The organism is Phaeobacter sp. JH20_37 (genome assembly GCF_048056015.1).
Taxonomy (GTDB): Bacteria; Pseudomonadota; Alphaproteobacteria; order Rhodobacterales; family Rhodobacteraceae; genus Phaeobacter; species Phaeobacter bryozoorum.
The window spans coordinates 91,602-107,416 of sequence record NZ_JAYMWW010000002.1; the positions used below are offsets into that span (position 1 = coordinate 91,602).

The 15,815-nt window shown below is 61.6% G+C and carries 15 protein-coding genes; 7 read left to right on the top strand and 8 right to left on the bottom strand.

Going from position 1 to position 15,815, the window contains the following annotated elements; genetic code table 11:
* Positions 1 to 30 precede the first annotated feature (30 nt).
* Complete coding sequence (locus tag VWZ87_RS01515; RefSeq protein WP_269363945.1) at positions 31 to 321, top strand: type II toxin-antitoxin system Phd/YefM family antitoxin; 291 nt, start codon at positions 31 to 33, stop codon at positions 319 to 321.
* Positions 314 to 730: a hypothetical protein gene (locus VWZ87_RS01520; protein ID WP_416535735.1), complete on the top strand. Its 417-nt coding sequence runs from the start codon at positions 314 to 316 to the stop codon at positions 728 to 730. Before VWZ87_RS01515 ends, VWZ87_RS01520 begins: the two co-directional genes overlap by 8 nt.
* 28 nt (positions 731 to 758) lie before the next feature.
* Here VWZ87_RS01520 and VWZ87_RS01525 read toward each other — a convergent pair whose 3' ends face one another.
* Positions 759 to 1,055, bottom strand: a complete 297-nt coding sequence (locus VWZ87_RS01525) for a hypothetical protein (protein WP_416535736.1) — start codon at positions 1,053 to 1,055, stop codon at positions 759 to 761.
* A 176-nt stretch (positions 1,056 to 1,231) separates the two neighbouring features.
* On the opposite strand from VWZ87_RS01525, the gene VWZ87_RS01530 reads away from it, so the two are divergent.
* The 5 genes from VWZ87_RS01530 to VWZ87_RS01550 all read left to right on the top strand — a co-directional run bounded on the left by VWZ87_RS01530 (position 1,232) and on the right by VWZ87_RS01550 (position 8,572).
* Positions 1,232 to 5,614, top strand: coding sequence for a strawberry notch-like NTP hydrolase domain-containing protein (locus VWZ87_RS01530; protein ID WP_416558429.1), 4,383 nt, complete (start codon positions 1,232 to 1,234; stop codon positions 5,612 to 5,614).
* Between the two features lie 3 nt (positions 5,615 to 5,617).
* The gene (locus VWZ87_RS01535) at positions 5,618 to 6,649 is read left to right on the top strand and encodes a toprim domain-containing protein (RefSeq protein ID WP_416535738.1); all 1,032 of its coding nucleotides are present in this window, start codon (positions 5,618 to 5,620) and stop codon (positions 6,647 to 6,649) included.
* A gap of 368 nt (positions 6,650 to 7,017) precedes the next feature.
* Positions 7,018 to 7,950, top strand: a complete 933-nt coding sequence (locus VWZ87_RS01540) for a DUF2493 domain-containing protein (RefSeq protein ID WP_416535739.1) — start codon at positions 7,018 to 7,020, stop codon at positions 7,948 to 7,950.
* A gap of 84 nt (positions 7,951 to 8,034) precedes the next feature.
* Positions 8,035 to 8,292 carry a WGR domain-containing protein gene (locus tag VWZ87_RS01545; protein ID WP_209259533.1) on the top strand — a complete coding sequence of 86 codons (258 nt, stop codon included), beginning with the start codon at positions 8,035 to 8,037 and terminating at the stop codon, positions 8,290 to 8,292.
* Positions 8,293 to 8,341: 49 nt separating this feature from the next.
* Positions 8,342 to 8,572 (top strand): DUF6429 family protein, encoded by a 231-nt coding sequence (locus VWZ87_RS01550; RefSeq protein ID WP_416535740.1) that lies wholly within the window; start codon positions 8,342 to 8,344, stop codon positions 8,570 to 8,572.
* A 342-nt stretch (positions 8,573 to 8,914) separates the two neighbouring features.
* On the opposite strand, the gene VWZ87_RS01555 is transcribed toward VWZ87_RS01550, so the two are convergent.
* The 7 genes from VWZ87_RS01555 to VWZ87_RS01585 all read right to left on the bottom strand — a co-directional run bounded on the left by VWZ87_RS01555 (position 8,915) and on the right by VWZ87_RS01585 (position 15,675).
* Positions 8,915 to 9,304 (bottom strand): methylglyoxal synthase, encoded by a 390-nt coding sequence (locus VWZ87_RS01555; protein ID WP_416539505.1) that lies wholly within the window; start codon positions 9,302 to 9,304, stop codon positions 8,915 to 8,917.
* Positions 9,298 to 9,957, bottom strand: a complete 660-nt coding sequence (gene eda / locus VWZ87_RS01560) for a bifunctional 4-hydroxy-2-oxoglutarate aldolase/2-dehydro-3-deoxy-phosphogluconate aldolase (RefSeq protein ID WP_416539506.1) — start codon at positions 9,955 to 9,957, stop codon at positions 9,298 to 9,300. Before eda ends, VWZ87_RS01555 begins: the two co-directional genes overlap by 7 nt.
* Entirely contained in the window at positions 9,936 to 10,859 is a 924-nt protein-coding gene (locus tag VWZ87_RS01565; protein ID WP_416539507.1) for a sugar kinase, read from the bottom strand. The genes eda and VWZ87_RS01565 overlap by 22 nt, the downstream gene beginning before the upstream one ends.
* Before the next feature lie 33 nt (positions 10,860 to 10,892).
* Complete coding sequence (locus tag VWZ87_RS01570; protein WP_416539508.1) at positions 10,893 to 12,689, bottom strand: IlvD/Edd family dehydratase; 1,797 nt, start codon at positions 12,687 to 12,689, stop codon at positions 10,893 to 10,895.
* The gene (locus VWZ87_RS01575; RefSeq protein ID WP_044029554.1) at positions 12,690 to 14,018 is read right to left on the bottom strand and encodes a TRAP transporter large permease; all 1,329 of its coding nucleotides are present in this window, start codon (positions 14,016 to 14,018) and stop codon (positions 12,690 to 12,692) included. It abuts the gene before it with no gap.
* Positions 14,019 to 14,021: 3 nt separating this feature from the next.
* Positions 14,022 to 14,582, bottom strand: a complete 561-nt coding sequence (locus VWZ87_RS01580; protein WP_416539509.1) for a TRAP transporter small permease subunit — start codon at positions 14,580 to 14,582, stop codon at positions 14,022 to 14,024.
* Positions 14,583 to 14,655: 73 nt separating this feature from the next.
* On the bottom strand, positions 14,656 to 15,675 hold the full coding sequence (locus VWZ87_RS01585) for a TRAP transporter substrate-binding protein (protein ID WP_416539510.1): 1,020 nt from the start codon (positions 15,673 to 15,675) through the stop codon (positions 14,656 to 14,658).
* Between the last annotated feature and the right edge of the window lie 140 nt (positions 15,676 to 15,815).

The following is a 15,815-nucleotide window of genomic DNA, read 5'->3' on the forward strand; positions in this document are numbered from 1 at the left end:
GCTCAACCCATCTCTTGCGGAATATCCAGAATGTATGTATATTCTGCACAAATGGAGACCCAGATCGTGCATGATCTTCCCGAGTTCAAGGCGGCCGACCTGACGCGGCACACCAGTGACCTGTTCGACGCGGCCATTCGGTCGCCGATTGCGATCACCAAGCACCGCAAGCCGAAATTCGTGCTGATGAGCATGGACCAGTACCAGCAGCTCACCCGGGGGGCCACGCAACAGGCTCACATGGTTGACGAGATGCCAGAGGATCTCAAGGCGCTGATGATAGAGGGGCTCGAGCGGGACTTGACGCAGGCGGATGACTAAGCCGAGTGCGGGAGAGGTTTGCCGCTACCCGTTCCTATGGAAACGCGAGCAGATGGCGGGCGAGACTGAGGGCCGCAAGACGCGGCCTGTCTGTATCGCCGTCACTGTCGCCAAGTCCGATAGCGAGACCGTGGTATTCATCCTGCCGATCACGACGCAGCCGCCCTTGCCCTCGCGCAAGTTCATCGAGGTGCCACAGATCGAGTCGCAGCGCGTGAGGTTAGAGACCCATGTCCGCAAATGGGTCATGCTGGACGAGATCAACACGGATATTCTGGAGCGGTCCTATGTCTGGGAGGACCGCACGCCCATCGGCACGTTCAGTTCCGTCTTCACATCCAAAATCCAATCCAGCCTCATCGCGCTTGCCAGATCGGGCGGGGCATCGGTTGTTGATCGGCTGAAGTAATCTCGATCACCGCAGGGTCTGCCCAGCTTCACTTGTTCCCGTCGATCCACTTCGACATCAGCCCCTTGTCGCGAAAACACTCATCCGGAACGGCGCGGCGCTTGATGCGGGCGAGGCGCTCGGCAAATGCGACCTGCTTTGATGTCGGGCGGCTGTCCTGCGCTGTCGCGGATGTGAGCTTGGCTTGTGCGTCGATCCAGGCGCTCAAGGAGCGCCGATCTTGCTGAACCTCCCACGGCAGAAGCGTCTGGTTGCGCAGGGCCAGCGCGCGCGCATAGGCGATCTGCTTTGGCGTCGCGGGCAGGACGTAAGTGGTGCTTTCCATCGGGGTTCTCCCTTCCTAGCTTGGTTCGTAAAACAGAACATAACAGGAACAAAATCAAGCCACCCGCGAAAATCATGAGGTTTGAGAGAAAGAGGAGGGCCGGGGAAGGTCAGGCCTGAGGGTGCTCGAAAGAGGGTGTCCGGGCCTGATCCTGTTCCTCATTCCGGAGTTTCCCGATGACCCATCTCGCCCCCTTTGCGACCGAGCGCGCCCTTGCGCCTGTCGCCCCTATCCCGTCCCTCGATACGGCCGCTGCGATCTTGAGCGTGGCCGAAGCGCTGCAGACTGATCTGGCGCAGGGTTTCCAGATCGATGCGCTGCGCCTGCGCGTTGAGATGGAGCGCGTCTTTGGCGGCTCTGATGCGACCGGCGCCTGGGACTGGAAGCTGGCCTATGAAGCGGGCGAGGCAGCGCTGGTCCTGTTCCTGCGGAAGTTCGGCCGTGCGCTCCTGGCCCGGGCGGGCTCGCCCGCGGCGCTGCTGCCGATCCTCGTCAAGGTGGCGGGCCTTTTGCCGACCCATACGCGGCGGTCCGAGGAGATGGAGCGGTTCCAGCAGTTCTCGACGCCGCTGCCCATGGGGCTGGCGGCACTGGCTGCAGCACAGATCACCGCGCGCGATCTGGTGCTGGAGCCATCGGCTGGGACGGGCCTTCTGGCGGTCCTCGCAGAAATCGCGGGCGGCAGCCTCGCGTTGAACGAGTTGGCCGACACCCGCGCCGATCTTCTCCGCCGCCTGTTTCCGGGGCGGCCTGTCACAGGCTTTGACGCGGCGCAGATCGACGATCATCTCGACGCGGGCGTCCGCCCGAGCGTCGTCGTGATGAACCCGCCATTCTCGGCGGTGGCCAATGTCGACGCCCGCACCACCGAGGCGACAGCCCGGCATCTGCGCTCTGCGCTCGCGCGCCTGGTCCCCGGCGGACGGTTGGTCGCCATCACCGGCGCCGGGTTCGCGCCGGATGCCCCCGCCTGGGCCGAGACCTTCGCTCGCCTGACCGAGTCCGCGCATCTGGTCTTCACCGGCGCTGTGTCTGGTGCTGCCTTCGCCAAACACGGCACCAGCTTCGAGACGCGGATTTCGGTCTTCGACAAATGTCGTGGTGGCGAGGCGGGCGGCATCACCGCCGATCTGGCGCCCCCGATTTCGCCTGATGTCGCCAGCCTGCTGTCGCTGATTATCGCCCACGTCCCCCCGCGCCTTGTGCTGGCGCAGGTCGCACCAGCAGGGCAGGGCCTCACTTCCCCCTTCCCGGGAAATCCTGCCCGCACCACGCGGGCAGCCATCAGCACATCGCGCGCCACGCCAGCAACACCCGCCACCAACACCGCTCCGCAGATCGAGGCCGCAGACCTCGCCTATACCCTGCGCGATGCAACCGAGGACGGGGCCAGCGCGCGCCTGTCGGATGCCATTTATGAGACCTTCCGTCTGCAGGCGATCGACATTCCCGGAGCGGAACCGCACCCGACCAAGCTGGTGCAATCGGCGGCCATGGCTTCGGTCGCTCCTCCGAAACCCAGCTACCGGCCCAAGCTTCCAGCCGCCATCCTGCGCGATGGCCTTCTGTCCGACGCGCAGCTTGAGACCGTGATCTACGCAGGCGAGGCGCATGGCGCGTATCTCGCGGGGTCTTGGACTGTCGACGAAACCGGCGACATGGTCTCGGCCGCGCCGGACGATGCCGCTGACGCCGTCCGTTTCCGCCGTGGCTTCTTCCTTGGCGATGGCACCGGTGCGGGCAAGGGCCGCCAGTCGGCCGGGATTGTGCTCGACAACTGGTGCCAAGGCCGGCGCAAGGCGCTCTGGATCTCGAAGAGTGACAAGCTTCTCGAGGACGCGCAGCGCGACTGGTCGGCCCTCGGGCAGGAACGCCTGCTCGTCACGCCGCTCTCGCGCTTCGCACAAGGCCGCGACATCCCGCTCTCCGAGGGCATCCTCTTCACCACCTATGCGACGCTGCGCTCCGAAGAACGCGGGGCCAAGAAATCCCGCGTCGACCAGATCGTCGACTGGCTCGGGGCGGATTTCGACGGGGTGATCCTGTTTGACGAAAGCCATGCCATGGCCAATGCCGCAGGATCGAAAGGCGAGCGCGGCGATGTCACGGCCTCGCAGCAGGGCAGGGCGGGTCTGCGGCTGCAGCACAAGCTGCCGAATGCCCGCGTGGTCTATGTCTCGGCCACAGGCGCGACCTCGGTGCACAACCTCGCCTATGCGCAGCGCCTCGGGCTCTGGGGTGGCGAGGACTTTCCGTTTTCGACGCGGGCGGAATTTGTGCAAGCTATCGAAGCTGGCGGTGTTGCCGCGATGGAGGTCCTGGCCCGCGATCTGCGGTCGCTTGGCCTCTACACGGCGCGCTCGCTGTCCTATGACGGCGTCGAATACGAGATGCTGGAACATGCGCTGACGCCGGAGCAGCGCGGGATCTATGATGCATATGCGCTCGCCTTCGGAGTCATACATCGGAACTTGTCCGCGGCGCTGGAAGCGGCCAACATTACTGGCGAATCCGGCGGTACGCTGAACCGGCAGGCCAAGTCTGCCGCCCGCTCGGCGTTTGAATCCGCCAAGCAGCGTTTCTTCGGCCATCTGCTCACCTCGATGAAAACCCCAACCCTGATCGCCGCCATCGACGCCGATCTCGCGGCAGGTCATTCGGCGGTCATCCAGATCGTCTCGACGGGCGAAGCGCTGATGGTGCGCCGCCTGTCGGAGATCCCGACCGAGGAATGGAACGACATCCGCGTCGACATCACCCCTCGGGAGTATGTCCTGGACTACCTTGACCATTCCTTCCCGGTGCAGCTCTACGAGCCATTCACCGATAGCGAGGGTAATTTGTCGTCTCGGCCTGTGGTGCGTGACGGTCAACCGGTCGAATGTCGGGAGGCTGCGCGCCGGCGCGATGCGCTGATCGAGAAGCTGGTCAGTCTGCCACCCGTGCCGGGGGCGCTCGACCAGATCGTCCAGCGCTTCGGCACCGATCTCGTGGCGGAAGTGACGGGCCGCTCGCGCCGCATCGTGCGCAAAGGCGAGGGCTCTGCCGCCCGCTTGGTCGTGGAAAGCAGGGCGGGCTCTGCCAACCTCGCAGAAACCGCCGCCTTCATGGATGACCAGAAGCGCATCCTGATCTTCTCGGATGCGGGTGGCACGGGGCGCAGCTATCACGCCGATCTGGGCGCCAAGAACCAGCGCCTGCGGGTCCACTACCTGCTCGAGCCGGGCTGGAAGGCCGATGCCGCGATCCAGGGCCTCGGGCGCACCAACCGCACCAATCAGGCGCAGCCGCCACTGTTCCGCCCCGTCGCCACGAATGTGAAAGCAGAAAAGAGGTTCCTGTCGACCATCGCGCGTCGCCTCGACACGCTCGGGGCGATCACGCGCGGCCAGCGTCAAACCGGCGGGCAGGGGCTGTTCCGGCCCGAGGACAATCTGGAGTCTCCCTATGCCCGCGATGCCTTGCGCCAGCTTTACCGCCGCATCTATCGCGGCGATGTCGCGGGGTGCTCACTTGGCGCTTTCGAGGATGCCACAGGTCTCAGCCTGACCGATGACAATGGGCTGAAGGATGATCTGCCCCCGATCACGACCTTCCTCAATCGCCTGCTGGCGCTGACGATCGACATGCAGGCCGTGCTCTTCGCGGCCTTCGAGGAACTCCTCGACCAGCGAATCGAGGGCGCTATCGCGGCCGGGGTCTATGACCTCGGGCTCGAGACGCTGCGCGCCGAGAGCTTTCAGGTGACGGACGCACGGGTGATCTACACCCATCCCGGCTCCGGCGCGGAAACCCAACTGCTGACCATCGCGGAGAAGCGGCGCAATACGCCGACCTCGCTGGCCGATGCGCTGGACTGGCTCGGTGATCCAAAGGCGCGCCTGCTGGTCAACAGCCGTTCGGGCCGGGCGGCGGTGCAGGTTCCAGCCACTAGCCTGATGTTGGATGACGGCACCATCGAGCCCCGCTTGCGGCTGATCCGGCCAACGGAGGCCAGCACTGTCCCTGCCCGGATGATGGAGGACACCCATTGGCTCGAAGCAGATCGGGCGGCCTTCGCCGCCGCATGGACCGCGGAACTGGCTGAAGTGCCGGAGTTCTCGGAAACCACCCTGCATATCGTGGCGGGGCTTTTGCTGCCGATCTGGAAGCAACTGCCGCAGGACGAGACCCGCGTCTACCGGCTACAAACCGACGATGGTCAGCGCATCATCGGTCGCCGCGTCTCGCCGTCTTGGGTCGCGACCACGCTGGCCGCTGACGCGCCGCAGCTCACGGCGGCGCAAGTCCATGCCCTTGTTCTGGAGGGCAAGACGGTCGTGCGCTTGGCCGAAGGGATGGAGCTGCACCGCTCGCGCGTCATGGGCGTCAACCGGATCGAACTGTCGGGCTTTTTGGGTGCCGCCAAGGACCGGCTGAAGGCAGATGGGTTCTTCTCGGAGATCATCAGCTGGAAACTGCGGCTCTTCTGCCCAACAGACTCGAGCGGCATCGCAGTGCTTGATCGTCTGCTTGCACGTTGTCCTGTGACAGAACTACATGCGCGCGGAGGGTGCTGAGCCATGTATTCTGAGACTGAAGATGTGATCCGCGGTCTGGCGGAGAACGCAGAGAGCGTGTGTCGCGCCTACCTTCCCGCCGGACGGCGGGAAGGGTCCTACTGGATTGTGGGCGATTTGCAGAACAACCCTGGCCGGTCGCTCTTCGTGCGGCTGACTGGGCCTGCGTCAGGGCCGGGTGCTGCCGGCAAGTTCACGGACGGCGCCACGGGTGAGCATGGCGATCTCCTCGATATCATCCGCGAGCGAACCGGGATCTCGCGCTTTCCCGATCTTCTGGCCGAGGCCCGTGCGCATCTAGGCCGTCCCCAGCCGTCCCTCCCGAATACGCCAGTGCCGAAGAAGGCCAAAGCCCCCGGTGGCACGCCAGCGGCGGCGGCGCGATTGTTTGCAGCCTCGGTGCCGGTCGCAGGCACGCTTGCCGATACCTACCTCCGCTCCCGAGGCATCACCCAAGGCGGCACGATGAGCGCGCTGCGCTTCCACCCGAAGTGCTGGCATCGGGATGAGGGTCAGACCCGAAGCATCCCCAGACCGGCGCTGATCGCGGCTGTCACCGATGGGGCAGGGGCCTTGCAGGGCGTGCATCGCACCTGGTTGGCGCCTGACGGACAGGGAAAGGCGGCTGTCGAGACGCAGCGGCGTGCCATGGGTCACCTCCTCGGCAATGCCGTCAGGCTGACCCCGCATGATGACATCCTCGTGATCGGCGAGGGCATCGAGACCATGCTGTCCCTGTCCGAGGCGGCCCCCGGCCTTCCCGTCTGGGCGGCGCTCTCGTCGGGTCACCTCGGGGCGGTCCAGTTGCCGAAGGGGCTGCAGCGCCTTTACATCGCCATCGACCGCGATCCGGCCGGGCTACGCGCGGCAGAGAGGTTGAGCGCCAGAGCCACAGAGGTCGGGATTGCCGTCCGGGTGCTGGAACCGCAGCTCGGAGATTTCAACGATGATCTCCGGGCGAACGGCAAAGAGGCGCTGCGCCAGCATCTGGCAGGGCAGATCGGGCTTGAGGATCGCCAACGCCTGTCCGGCTGACTTGCATCGCGCAAGGGGCGGTCCGGGAGTGCGGGGCAGGGGTCATGTATCCCTGTCGCGGGTGTTGATCATCCCCTTTGCCTCTTTCGAGGTAAATCTCATCCACCCGACACCCGCACGGCCTTCAAGAGATGGGCAGGCGGCCGTCAAAGGGAACGCCTCATCAAGGGCGGCAGGCAAGCTATTTCCGCCGCGGGGGACGAGCCCCCGCTTTGCATCGCGAAACAAATAGCTTGCCTGCCGCCCTCCTCCACATGCGTTCCGGCCCCGAAGGCGGGGTGAGGGGGCGTCCCCAGTGACAGCTTTCGCAGCCCATGAAGGCCGCGCGGGTTGTCGCGCGGATGAGACAGGCCCGGAGGCAAGAACCGATGACGATCCACACCCACGACGACGCGTATGAACCCGCCCACACCGCATCCCAGACCGCCCATGCGCTCGACGAGTTGCAGCTTTATGGCTTCCGTCCTTTTGATGAGCCCGATCCGCGCCCGATGCCCGATGGGCAGCGCCTTGCGGTCGCCGTCGCCGACATCTTCGATGCCCTCGTTGCGAGCCTTGAAGACACCCGCATGGAACCCGACCTCGAAGAGGTGCTCTGGGGCCAGGTCAACCTCTTCCACCGCGCCACGGCGAGGATCGAGCGGTCGCTCGACGAGAACGAGCAGGCGCAGCGCCGCCTCCAGCGCGAGCAGGACGGCTCCGAGGTGAAATCGACCGAGCTTGAGCGCCTGACGGCCGAAGGCCTGACCCTCGTCGAACGGCGCAACTGCATGGACATGATGCGCGATCACGCCGCCACCGAGTTCGTCCATCACACGGGATCGACCTGGCGCCCCCGCACCGGCTCGATGGTGAACCGCCAGCACATGACCGCAGCGCTCATCGACAGCCGCGATTTCCTGGCCGCCAAGCGCCGCGCCGATACCGAGGTCATGCTCCCCGCAGGACCCAAGGTCGCCCTCACCGGTGGGACCGACTTCAACGATCACCGCCTGATCTGGGGCAAGCTCGATCAGGTCCGGACTAAGTATCCCGACATGGTCCTTCTGCACGGCGGAAGCCCGAAGGGCGCAGAACTCATCGCCGCCAAATGGGCCGACGCCCGGGGCGTGACGCAGATGGCCTTCAAGCCCGATTGGACCAAGCATGCCAAAGCCGCTCCCTTCAAGCGCAACGACGCGATGCTGGATGTGCTCCCCGTGGGTGTCCTCGTCTTCCCGGGCACCGGCATCCAGGAGAACCTAGCCGACAAGGCCAAAAAGCTCGGCATCCCGGTCATGAAGTTCGAGAAGGGGGCGTGAGCCCCCTTTCCCCTCGCGGGGAAATCAAGGTGGAAGAGCAGGCTTCCACCTGATATTTTGGAAGAAAGCCTGCTGGATCACGATATGTCTCACTCTGTCGCTCAACTTGAGGTGTTCCCGACCGACCTGCAGATGCGGCGGATCGATCCAGCCTGCAACATGAGGCGGTTTTACCGCATGAGCATTCAACCCGATCTCTTTGGGGGCGCCAGCCTGGTGCGCGAATGGGGCCGCATCGGCGCGCGCGGGCAGATGATGATCGAGCAGCATCCGGATGAAGGGCGCGCCGTCACCGCGCTGATGAAGCTTGCCGCGGCGAAGAAGCGGCGGGGTTATGCATGATGCGGGGCCGCGGTTCGAAAAGCGGGCAGACACAGGAAAACGAGGGGAGATGGCACTCGACATCGATAAGATTGATGATGCGGCTCTCGCGATCCTTAGCCTGACGCTGCATTACGGCGATCAGGTCTGGAAGGGAGTCGATTGGGCCATCACCAACCGGCTTTTCGAGAAAGGCCTGATCCATGATCCCAAAAACAAGGCGAAATCGCTGAGCCTGACCCCAGAAGGGGTCGCGCATGCGCGGGAAATTCTCGCGCGGGATTTCAGCAAGGCCGAGTGACGGGCGGCTTTGCGGGTGACCTTCCAGTCGTTCGCTGCATCTGCGCGCAATTTGCTCGCATCTGCAGCATCAGCAACGTGGGCGGATTCCGGGCTTTCGCCGCGAGCGCGAAATGGCCGGGCAACTCTACGAAACCGGACCTTCACACGAAGCCGTCTCCACGGGCCTCTGATCCATCAAGGTGGCGGCAAAGCAGAACATCGCTGCAGATGCGAAGGCATCTTGTATGACGGCAGAATCGGACACGGTGAACCTTTGAGTGCTCAGCTTCAGGGGCAACGAGGGCAGCCAGCTACTCTCTTAGCTCAAGACGCTTTCAGGCCCAAAAACTGACGACGAATATTAATCCAGGTAGCCAGACGCAGCGATCAGGTTTGCTGTGGCTCCGCTGCAGGCCATTGGCACGTCATAGACGACGGCAAGTCTGCTCAATGCCTTCACATCGACGTCATGTGGATGTGGGGAAAGCGGATCCGTGAAGAATATGAGCAAGTCGATACCGTCAACGGCAATCATCGATCCGATTTGTTGATCCCCACCAAGAGGCCCGCTTTTTGTCACCTGGATACGCAATTGAGGACAACGTTCTTGTATGATGCCACCGGTCATAGCCGTGGCGTGTATGTTGTGGCGCTTCAGCTTCGTTTGATTGTTGAATACCCAGGTGGCCAAAGATCGCTTCTTTAGATCGTGTGCGATGAGGGCGATGTTTTTTGGCTTAGGTTTCAGCATGAGGCTTGTCCCCCAAGTTGGGAAGCGTGGCGCGCACGGGTCTCGATTTCAGCCCAGTTGCGTGACCTGAGTAAGCTGGTCGGCGCGATCCAGGAGCCTCCGACACACCTCACATTTTCTAGCTTCAGATACTGTTTTGCTTTTTCAGGGGTGATCCCCCCCGTCGGGCAGAACTGCACAAGTGGCAGCGGACCGCCTAACGACCGGAGCGCCGACCGCCCGCCGCTCGCCTCTGCCGGAAAGAACTTTTGTGCGGTGTAGCCTTTCTCAAGCAAGGTCATTACCTCGCTTGCGGTGGCGGCACCGGGCAGCAATGGCAAACCCGCTTCTTCACAGGCGTCCAAAAGCCGATCTGTCGCGCCCGGGGACACACCGAAACTTGCACCCGCCTGCTTTGCTGCACGCACGTCTTCGGGCGTCCGCAAAGTACCCGCGCCGACAATGGCATTCGGAACCTTGGACATCTCGGAAATAACGCTCAATGCGCAATCGGTGCGCAAGGTGACTTCCAGCACCCTGAGGCCCCCGGCATTCAAAGCCTGGGCCAACGGGGTTGCCTGCTCGATCTGCTCCACTTCCAAGACCGGGATTACCGGGCACAGCCGGCATATCTCGATTATCCTGCTGCTTTTCAGATTTCGGGGGCTGTCCATGTCTCGCCTCGGCATTGTTCTTGCAAAGCCAGGACAGCTTCGCGATTTGGGATGGATTTTGCTGCGCCATGACCCTGAACCGATATGGCAGCCGCAGTGGCCGCATATGCAGCGGCATCGAACACAGAGTCTTCGTTGATCAGCTGTGACAGGAAGGCACCGTCAAAGCAGTCGCCCGCGCCGGTTGCATCCACTGCATCGACTTTGGGACTGGAAATGAAACGCATATCACCGTCATTGGCCGCCAGAACGCCTCTGCCGCCCATTGTCAGCGCGATGATCGGGGCGCCGAGTTCAGCAAAGAACCGGACAATATCTTCGGGTTCTTCGATGCCTGTCAGAATGCGTGCATCGTCCAGTCCCGGAAGGAAGATGTCGACCTTCCTCACCGTATCCAGGATGACCTTTCTCGCTTCCTCCAATGGCCAAAGCTTGAGCCGCAGGTTGGGATCGTAAGAAATCCTGATGCCCTTCTTCTTCGCAATCGCAATGGCTCTTTCGGTCGTTGCTCTGGGCGAAGCGCTGATCGCCTGAGATATACCGGAAAGATGCACGATTGCGGCATTGTCAAAGGCTTCCTCCGAAAGATCTTCGGGACGAACCTGCGAGGCTGCGGAGCCCGAGCGGCGATACTCGAATTTGTGCTCACCCGCGTCGTGGGTAATGAAGTACATTCCCGTCTCGGCACCTGCCAGCGTTGGGACATAGGCGTCGTTGACGCCTTCGGCGGCCCAGAAGTTCCGGATCTCGGCCGCGAAATCATCGTCGCCCAACTGGGTCAGGATGGTCGATCGTGTTCCCTGACGCGAGGCCGCGACGGCGACATTCGAAACATCGCCGCCAACGCCGGCGTCCCATTTGCCCGGCCCCACGTTGCTGAGTTCAAACAGGGGCTCACCCACACAAACAAGTTCTGCGTTAACCATTTCTCGTTCTCAATGATTGTTGCGCAAGGCGTGTTTGCGGGCGATATCCCGGTACTCGGTGGCCTCTTTCAACACCATTCCCTCCGAAAACTGTGTGACGGATCGCCGGAAGATGTCTTGCCATGGCGACTGGCTTTTCGGGACGGGAAAACCACCCGCGGCGTCCAATCTTTCGCGACGGCGCGCCATCTCTTCGTCTGTGAGGAGCACATTGACGGATCGTTTGCCCAGATCGACGCGAATGCGGTCACCAGTCTGCAGCAGCGCAAGCCCCCCACCATCCGCCGCCTCGGGCGATGCGTTCAGGATCGAAGCCGATCCGGACGTACCCGATTGGCGACCATCCCCGATGCACGGCAGCGCCCGTACACCTTGCTTGATCAGATAGCTGGGCGGGCGCATGTTCACGACCTCTGCACCGCCGGGATATCCCTTTGGCCCAGCCCCGCGCATCACGAGAATGCAGTTCGCATCTAGCCTGAGCGCGGGGTCATCAATCCTGGCGTGAAACTCCTCTGGACCGTCGAAAACGATTGCACGCCCCTCGAAGGCTTCTGGATCCTCCGGGTTGGACAAATACCTTTCGCGGAACGCAGCATCGATGACAGAGGTTTTCATCAAGGCGCTGTCAAACAGGTTTCCCTTCAGATTCAGGAAGCCGGCGTTGCGCATCAAAGAGCGATCGATGGGCCTGATGACGTCGCTATTGGTTGCTCTGATCCCCGCGTAGTTTTCCGCCAATGTCTTTCCATTGGCACCCTTGGCCGCCGGGTGGGGGATCATCCCCGCTTCCAGAAGTTCCGAAACCACGGCGGGAACGCCGCCAGCACGATAGAAATCCTCACCAAGGTAGGTGCCTGCGGGCTGCATGTTGACGAGCAGGGGAATGTCAAAACCAAGACGCTCCCAATCGTCGTTCGTCAGATGAATCCCCAGGTGGCGGGCAATAGCGTTCAAGTGGATGGGGGCGTTGGTCGATCCACCAATCGCCGAACCAAGCACAATCGCGTTTTCAAGGGCCTCCCGGGTCATGATGTCACTGGGCCGCAAGTCTTCGTGAACCATTTCCACGATGCGCAAGCCGGTTGCATATGCCATCTGCCCCCGTTCCCGGTAGGGGGCGGGAATGGCGGCGGCGCCGGGCAACTGCATCCCCAGAACCTCTGCGAGGGAGTTCATGGTGGATGCGGTTCCCATCGTGTTGCAATATCCCACGGACGGGGCGGACGCGGCGGCAATCTCCAGGAACCCCTTCGCATCGATTTCACCCGCAGCAAACTTTTGCCGGGCCTGCCATATGGCGGTGCCGGATCCGGCTCGTTCGCCTTCGTGCCAGCCGTTTAGCATCGGCCCGACCGACAATGCGATCGCGGGAATATTGACGGTTGCCGCCGCCATGAGCAGTGCCGGCGTGGTCTTGTCGCATCCAATCGTCAGAACGACACCGTCAATCGGATAGCCGAAAAGCGTCTCGACCAAACTCAGGTAGGCAAGGTTGCGGTCCAGCATCGCGGTCGGTCGTTTGCCGGTCTCCTGGATAGGATGCACGGGGACCTCGAGGGCGATGCCTCCAGCCGTCCGGATCGCCTCGCGTGTGCGCTGAGCAAGCGTCACGTGATGTCGGTTGCATGGGGAAAGGTCGCTACCGGTTTGTGCGATTGCGATAATCGGACGCCCGGAGGTCAGTTCTTCAATGGTCAATCCATAGTTCAGATAGCGTTCCAGATAGAGCGCCGTCATTTCAGGATCTTCGAGATTGTTGAACCAGTCCTGTGACCGTAGTTTTTTCTTTTTAGTATCAATCATCTACCACCTCCCAGTGACGCCAGGAAAAGCAATCAGGATCGCCAGCGCCAGAACCTGCATGGCGATAAACGGCAACAAGGACCGAAATATTTCACCAAGAGAGATCCCCTCAGGCGCGACCGACTTCAGATAGAAGGCGGCCGGGCCAAAGGGTGGCGACAGGAAACTGACCTGCATGTTCATTGCAAACACAACTCCGAACCAGACGGGATCAAGGCCAAGTTCGCGAATGATCGGAACGAAGATCGGCATCGTCAGCAACGCGATCCCGACCCAATCGAGAAACATTCCCAGCACGAAGAGGATCAGCATCATGACAAGGACGATGACTGTCGGGTTATCTGAAACTCCGATGATCAGCCCGGACACGAAGTTGATGCCGCCCATCAGGTTGAACACACCGACCAGAGCGGTTGCGCCGATACCGATCCAGACGATCATGCCGACGGTCGAAAGAGTCTGGAGCGAGGCCCCCTTCAGAAGCTCCCAGTTAAATTCCCCTCGAATGACGGCGGACAGCGCGACCCCGAGGACGCCCATTGCCGAGGCTTCGGTCACAGACGCAATCCCGCCATAGATCGACCCCAGGACCATGAACACCACGAGGATCGGCAAGATAAGGCCCTTGAGCAGACGCAACTTCTCTTTCGTCGGGATTTCATCGGGTTCCGGGATCGGTGCGATATCAGGGTTCAGATATGCCCGGATCAGGACATAGGCGATATAGAACGAAGCCAGCATCAGGCCCGGCAGGAACGATGCCGTGAAAAGATCGCCGATGGAGACGCTCGCGGTGAGGCCATAGATGATCAGAACGATCGACGGCGGGATCATGGTCCCCAGCGCACCACCTGCACAGCACACGCCAATCGCAAGTCGTCGATCATATCCCAGCCGCAGCATCTGCGGCAAAGCCAGCAGCCCCAACAGAACGACTTCTCCGCCGATGATTCCGGACATCGCGGCCAGGACGACGGCCACAAGAAGGGTTTGGATGGCCACACCGCCGCGCAGTCGCCCCCCGACAACCCGCATCGCATCGAAGAGATCTTTGGCGATACCCGAGCGATCCAATATCGACGCCATAAGCACGAACATCGGGACAGAGACGAAAACGAAGCTGTTTACGAAACTGAAGATCCGCGATGTGATCAGTGGAACCGCCATCGGGCCGAACCAGCCCAAGGCGAAGATCAAGGCGACAAGCAGTGTCACGAAAGCAAGCGGCATCCCGGTCAACAAAAGCCCGAGCAGCATGACGAACATCGCGAATGTCGCCCACTCGATACCCATGGCTTTGAAGTCAGTGATCAGTGAAAGGAAATCCATGGCTCAGCCATCCCGCTTTCTGAAGTAGTTGAAAGCCAGCACCGCGAATTGCACGCAAAGCAGTATCAGCACGATGAAGAGAAAGATCTTGATCAACCCGGCGGTCGGCGGATCCCAAGCGCTGCCCGTTGTTTCGATCCTGATGTGTCCTTCTGGGGTCCAGACGGCACGGGATACGCTTTGCCAGGACGCCCAGGCGAAAAACGCGCAGGAGAAACTGCATATGACCGAGATGACGACATCAAAGAGGCGGCGCATCTTGATGTTCAACAGGTCATAGATCAACACCACCCTGATATGTGCGTTTCGTGCGGCGACATACAGCCCACCGAAGACGAACGAGCTTGCGGTCAGGAAAATGACGGTCTCATGCGCCCAGATCGTCGCGCTGTTGAAGACGTAGCGAAGAACAACTTCTACGTTGAGAATGGCTGCGGATGACAAAATTGCTATTGCGAACACGATCCCCAAGCGGTCGATGATTTTCCCCAAGGTACCGGCTTCAGGCGGCGCGCTCGTTGGGCCCGCCCGCTCGTTCGTGAAATCATGGCTATCACTGGCCATTGTCATTCTCCCCCAAGTCAGAAAAAAACGTCCCCGACGAATTCATCGAGGACGTTGCTCTCGATGATCGCCGTTATTCCAGCAAGCCGTTGTCGCTGAGGTATTTGGTCAGCGTGCTATACACCCGCGCGGATGCATCGGAGGCACCGGCGGCGGCTTCCCACTCGCCTTTTGCAATTGCCCGGAAACGGGCACGCTCTTCAGCCGACCAATCATGAACCGTGACCCCGTCCGCAGCAGCCGCTGCAACCGCGACCGCGTCGCGCTCTGCAAGGGTGCTTACCTGCCGGCGGGCAAAATCGGAGACGCTCTGCTCCAGCGTGGCCTGAATGTCGGCAGGAAGAGAATCCCACGTCGTTTTGTTCATGCTGACTTCGACAAGGGGCATCGAGTGAAATCCCGGGTAAACCGGGTGCTTGGCGATGTCGTGCATGCCCTGCTCATGGTTGGTCGAGAACACGGTGTAATCGGCGGCATCAATCACGCCCTTGTCCAGTGATGTGAACACCTCGCTGCCGGGCAGGTTGACCGGCACGGCTCCGGCCGCCGCGAAGACACGCTGCACCATACCCTCCGGGGCGCGCATTTTCAGACCCTTGAGATCATCCACACCATCCAGCGGCACCTTGGACACGAACGCCTCAAGGCCGGGTGTTGTGGCGCCGATGAAATGAAGCCCGTAAGGTTCGACGAGCGAATTCATCAGTTCTTTGCCGCCTCCGTTTTCCATGAAGTCGAACATCTGCTGGGGATCAGACCATGCACCGACAGGATTGGCGATGAGTCCAAAGGCAGGTTCTTTTCCCGCGAAGTAGGAAGTATCGGTGAAATGGCCATCGATGATGCCGGCAGCAACCGCGTCCTGCGTCTCTGAATGAGCGACGATAGTGTTGACCGGAAGTAGCTCGATCGCGACCTTGCCGCCGGTTCTTTCGCGAACATCCTCTGCCCAGGTTTGTTGCAGGATGAAGTTCGCGTTGCCTGCCGGGTCCGAGGACTGAAAGCGGAAGCTGTACTCTTGGGCTGCGGCACTTCCTGCCAAAGCCGCGCCGAACACCGCGGTCGCAGTGAGTTGAGAAATGAATCTACGCATGGTTCCTCCCAGATTTGCACCAGCGGCTTACGGCCGCAAAATGGTTGCGCAATCATTTTGCTAATGGTTGCGCAACCATTTGTCAATTGTTGCAGGCAAAAACTATTCTGCTACATTCCCAAGCTATGAGGAAGGCAGAG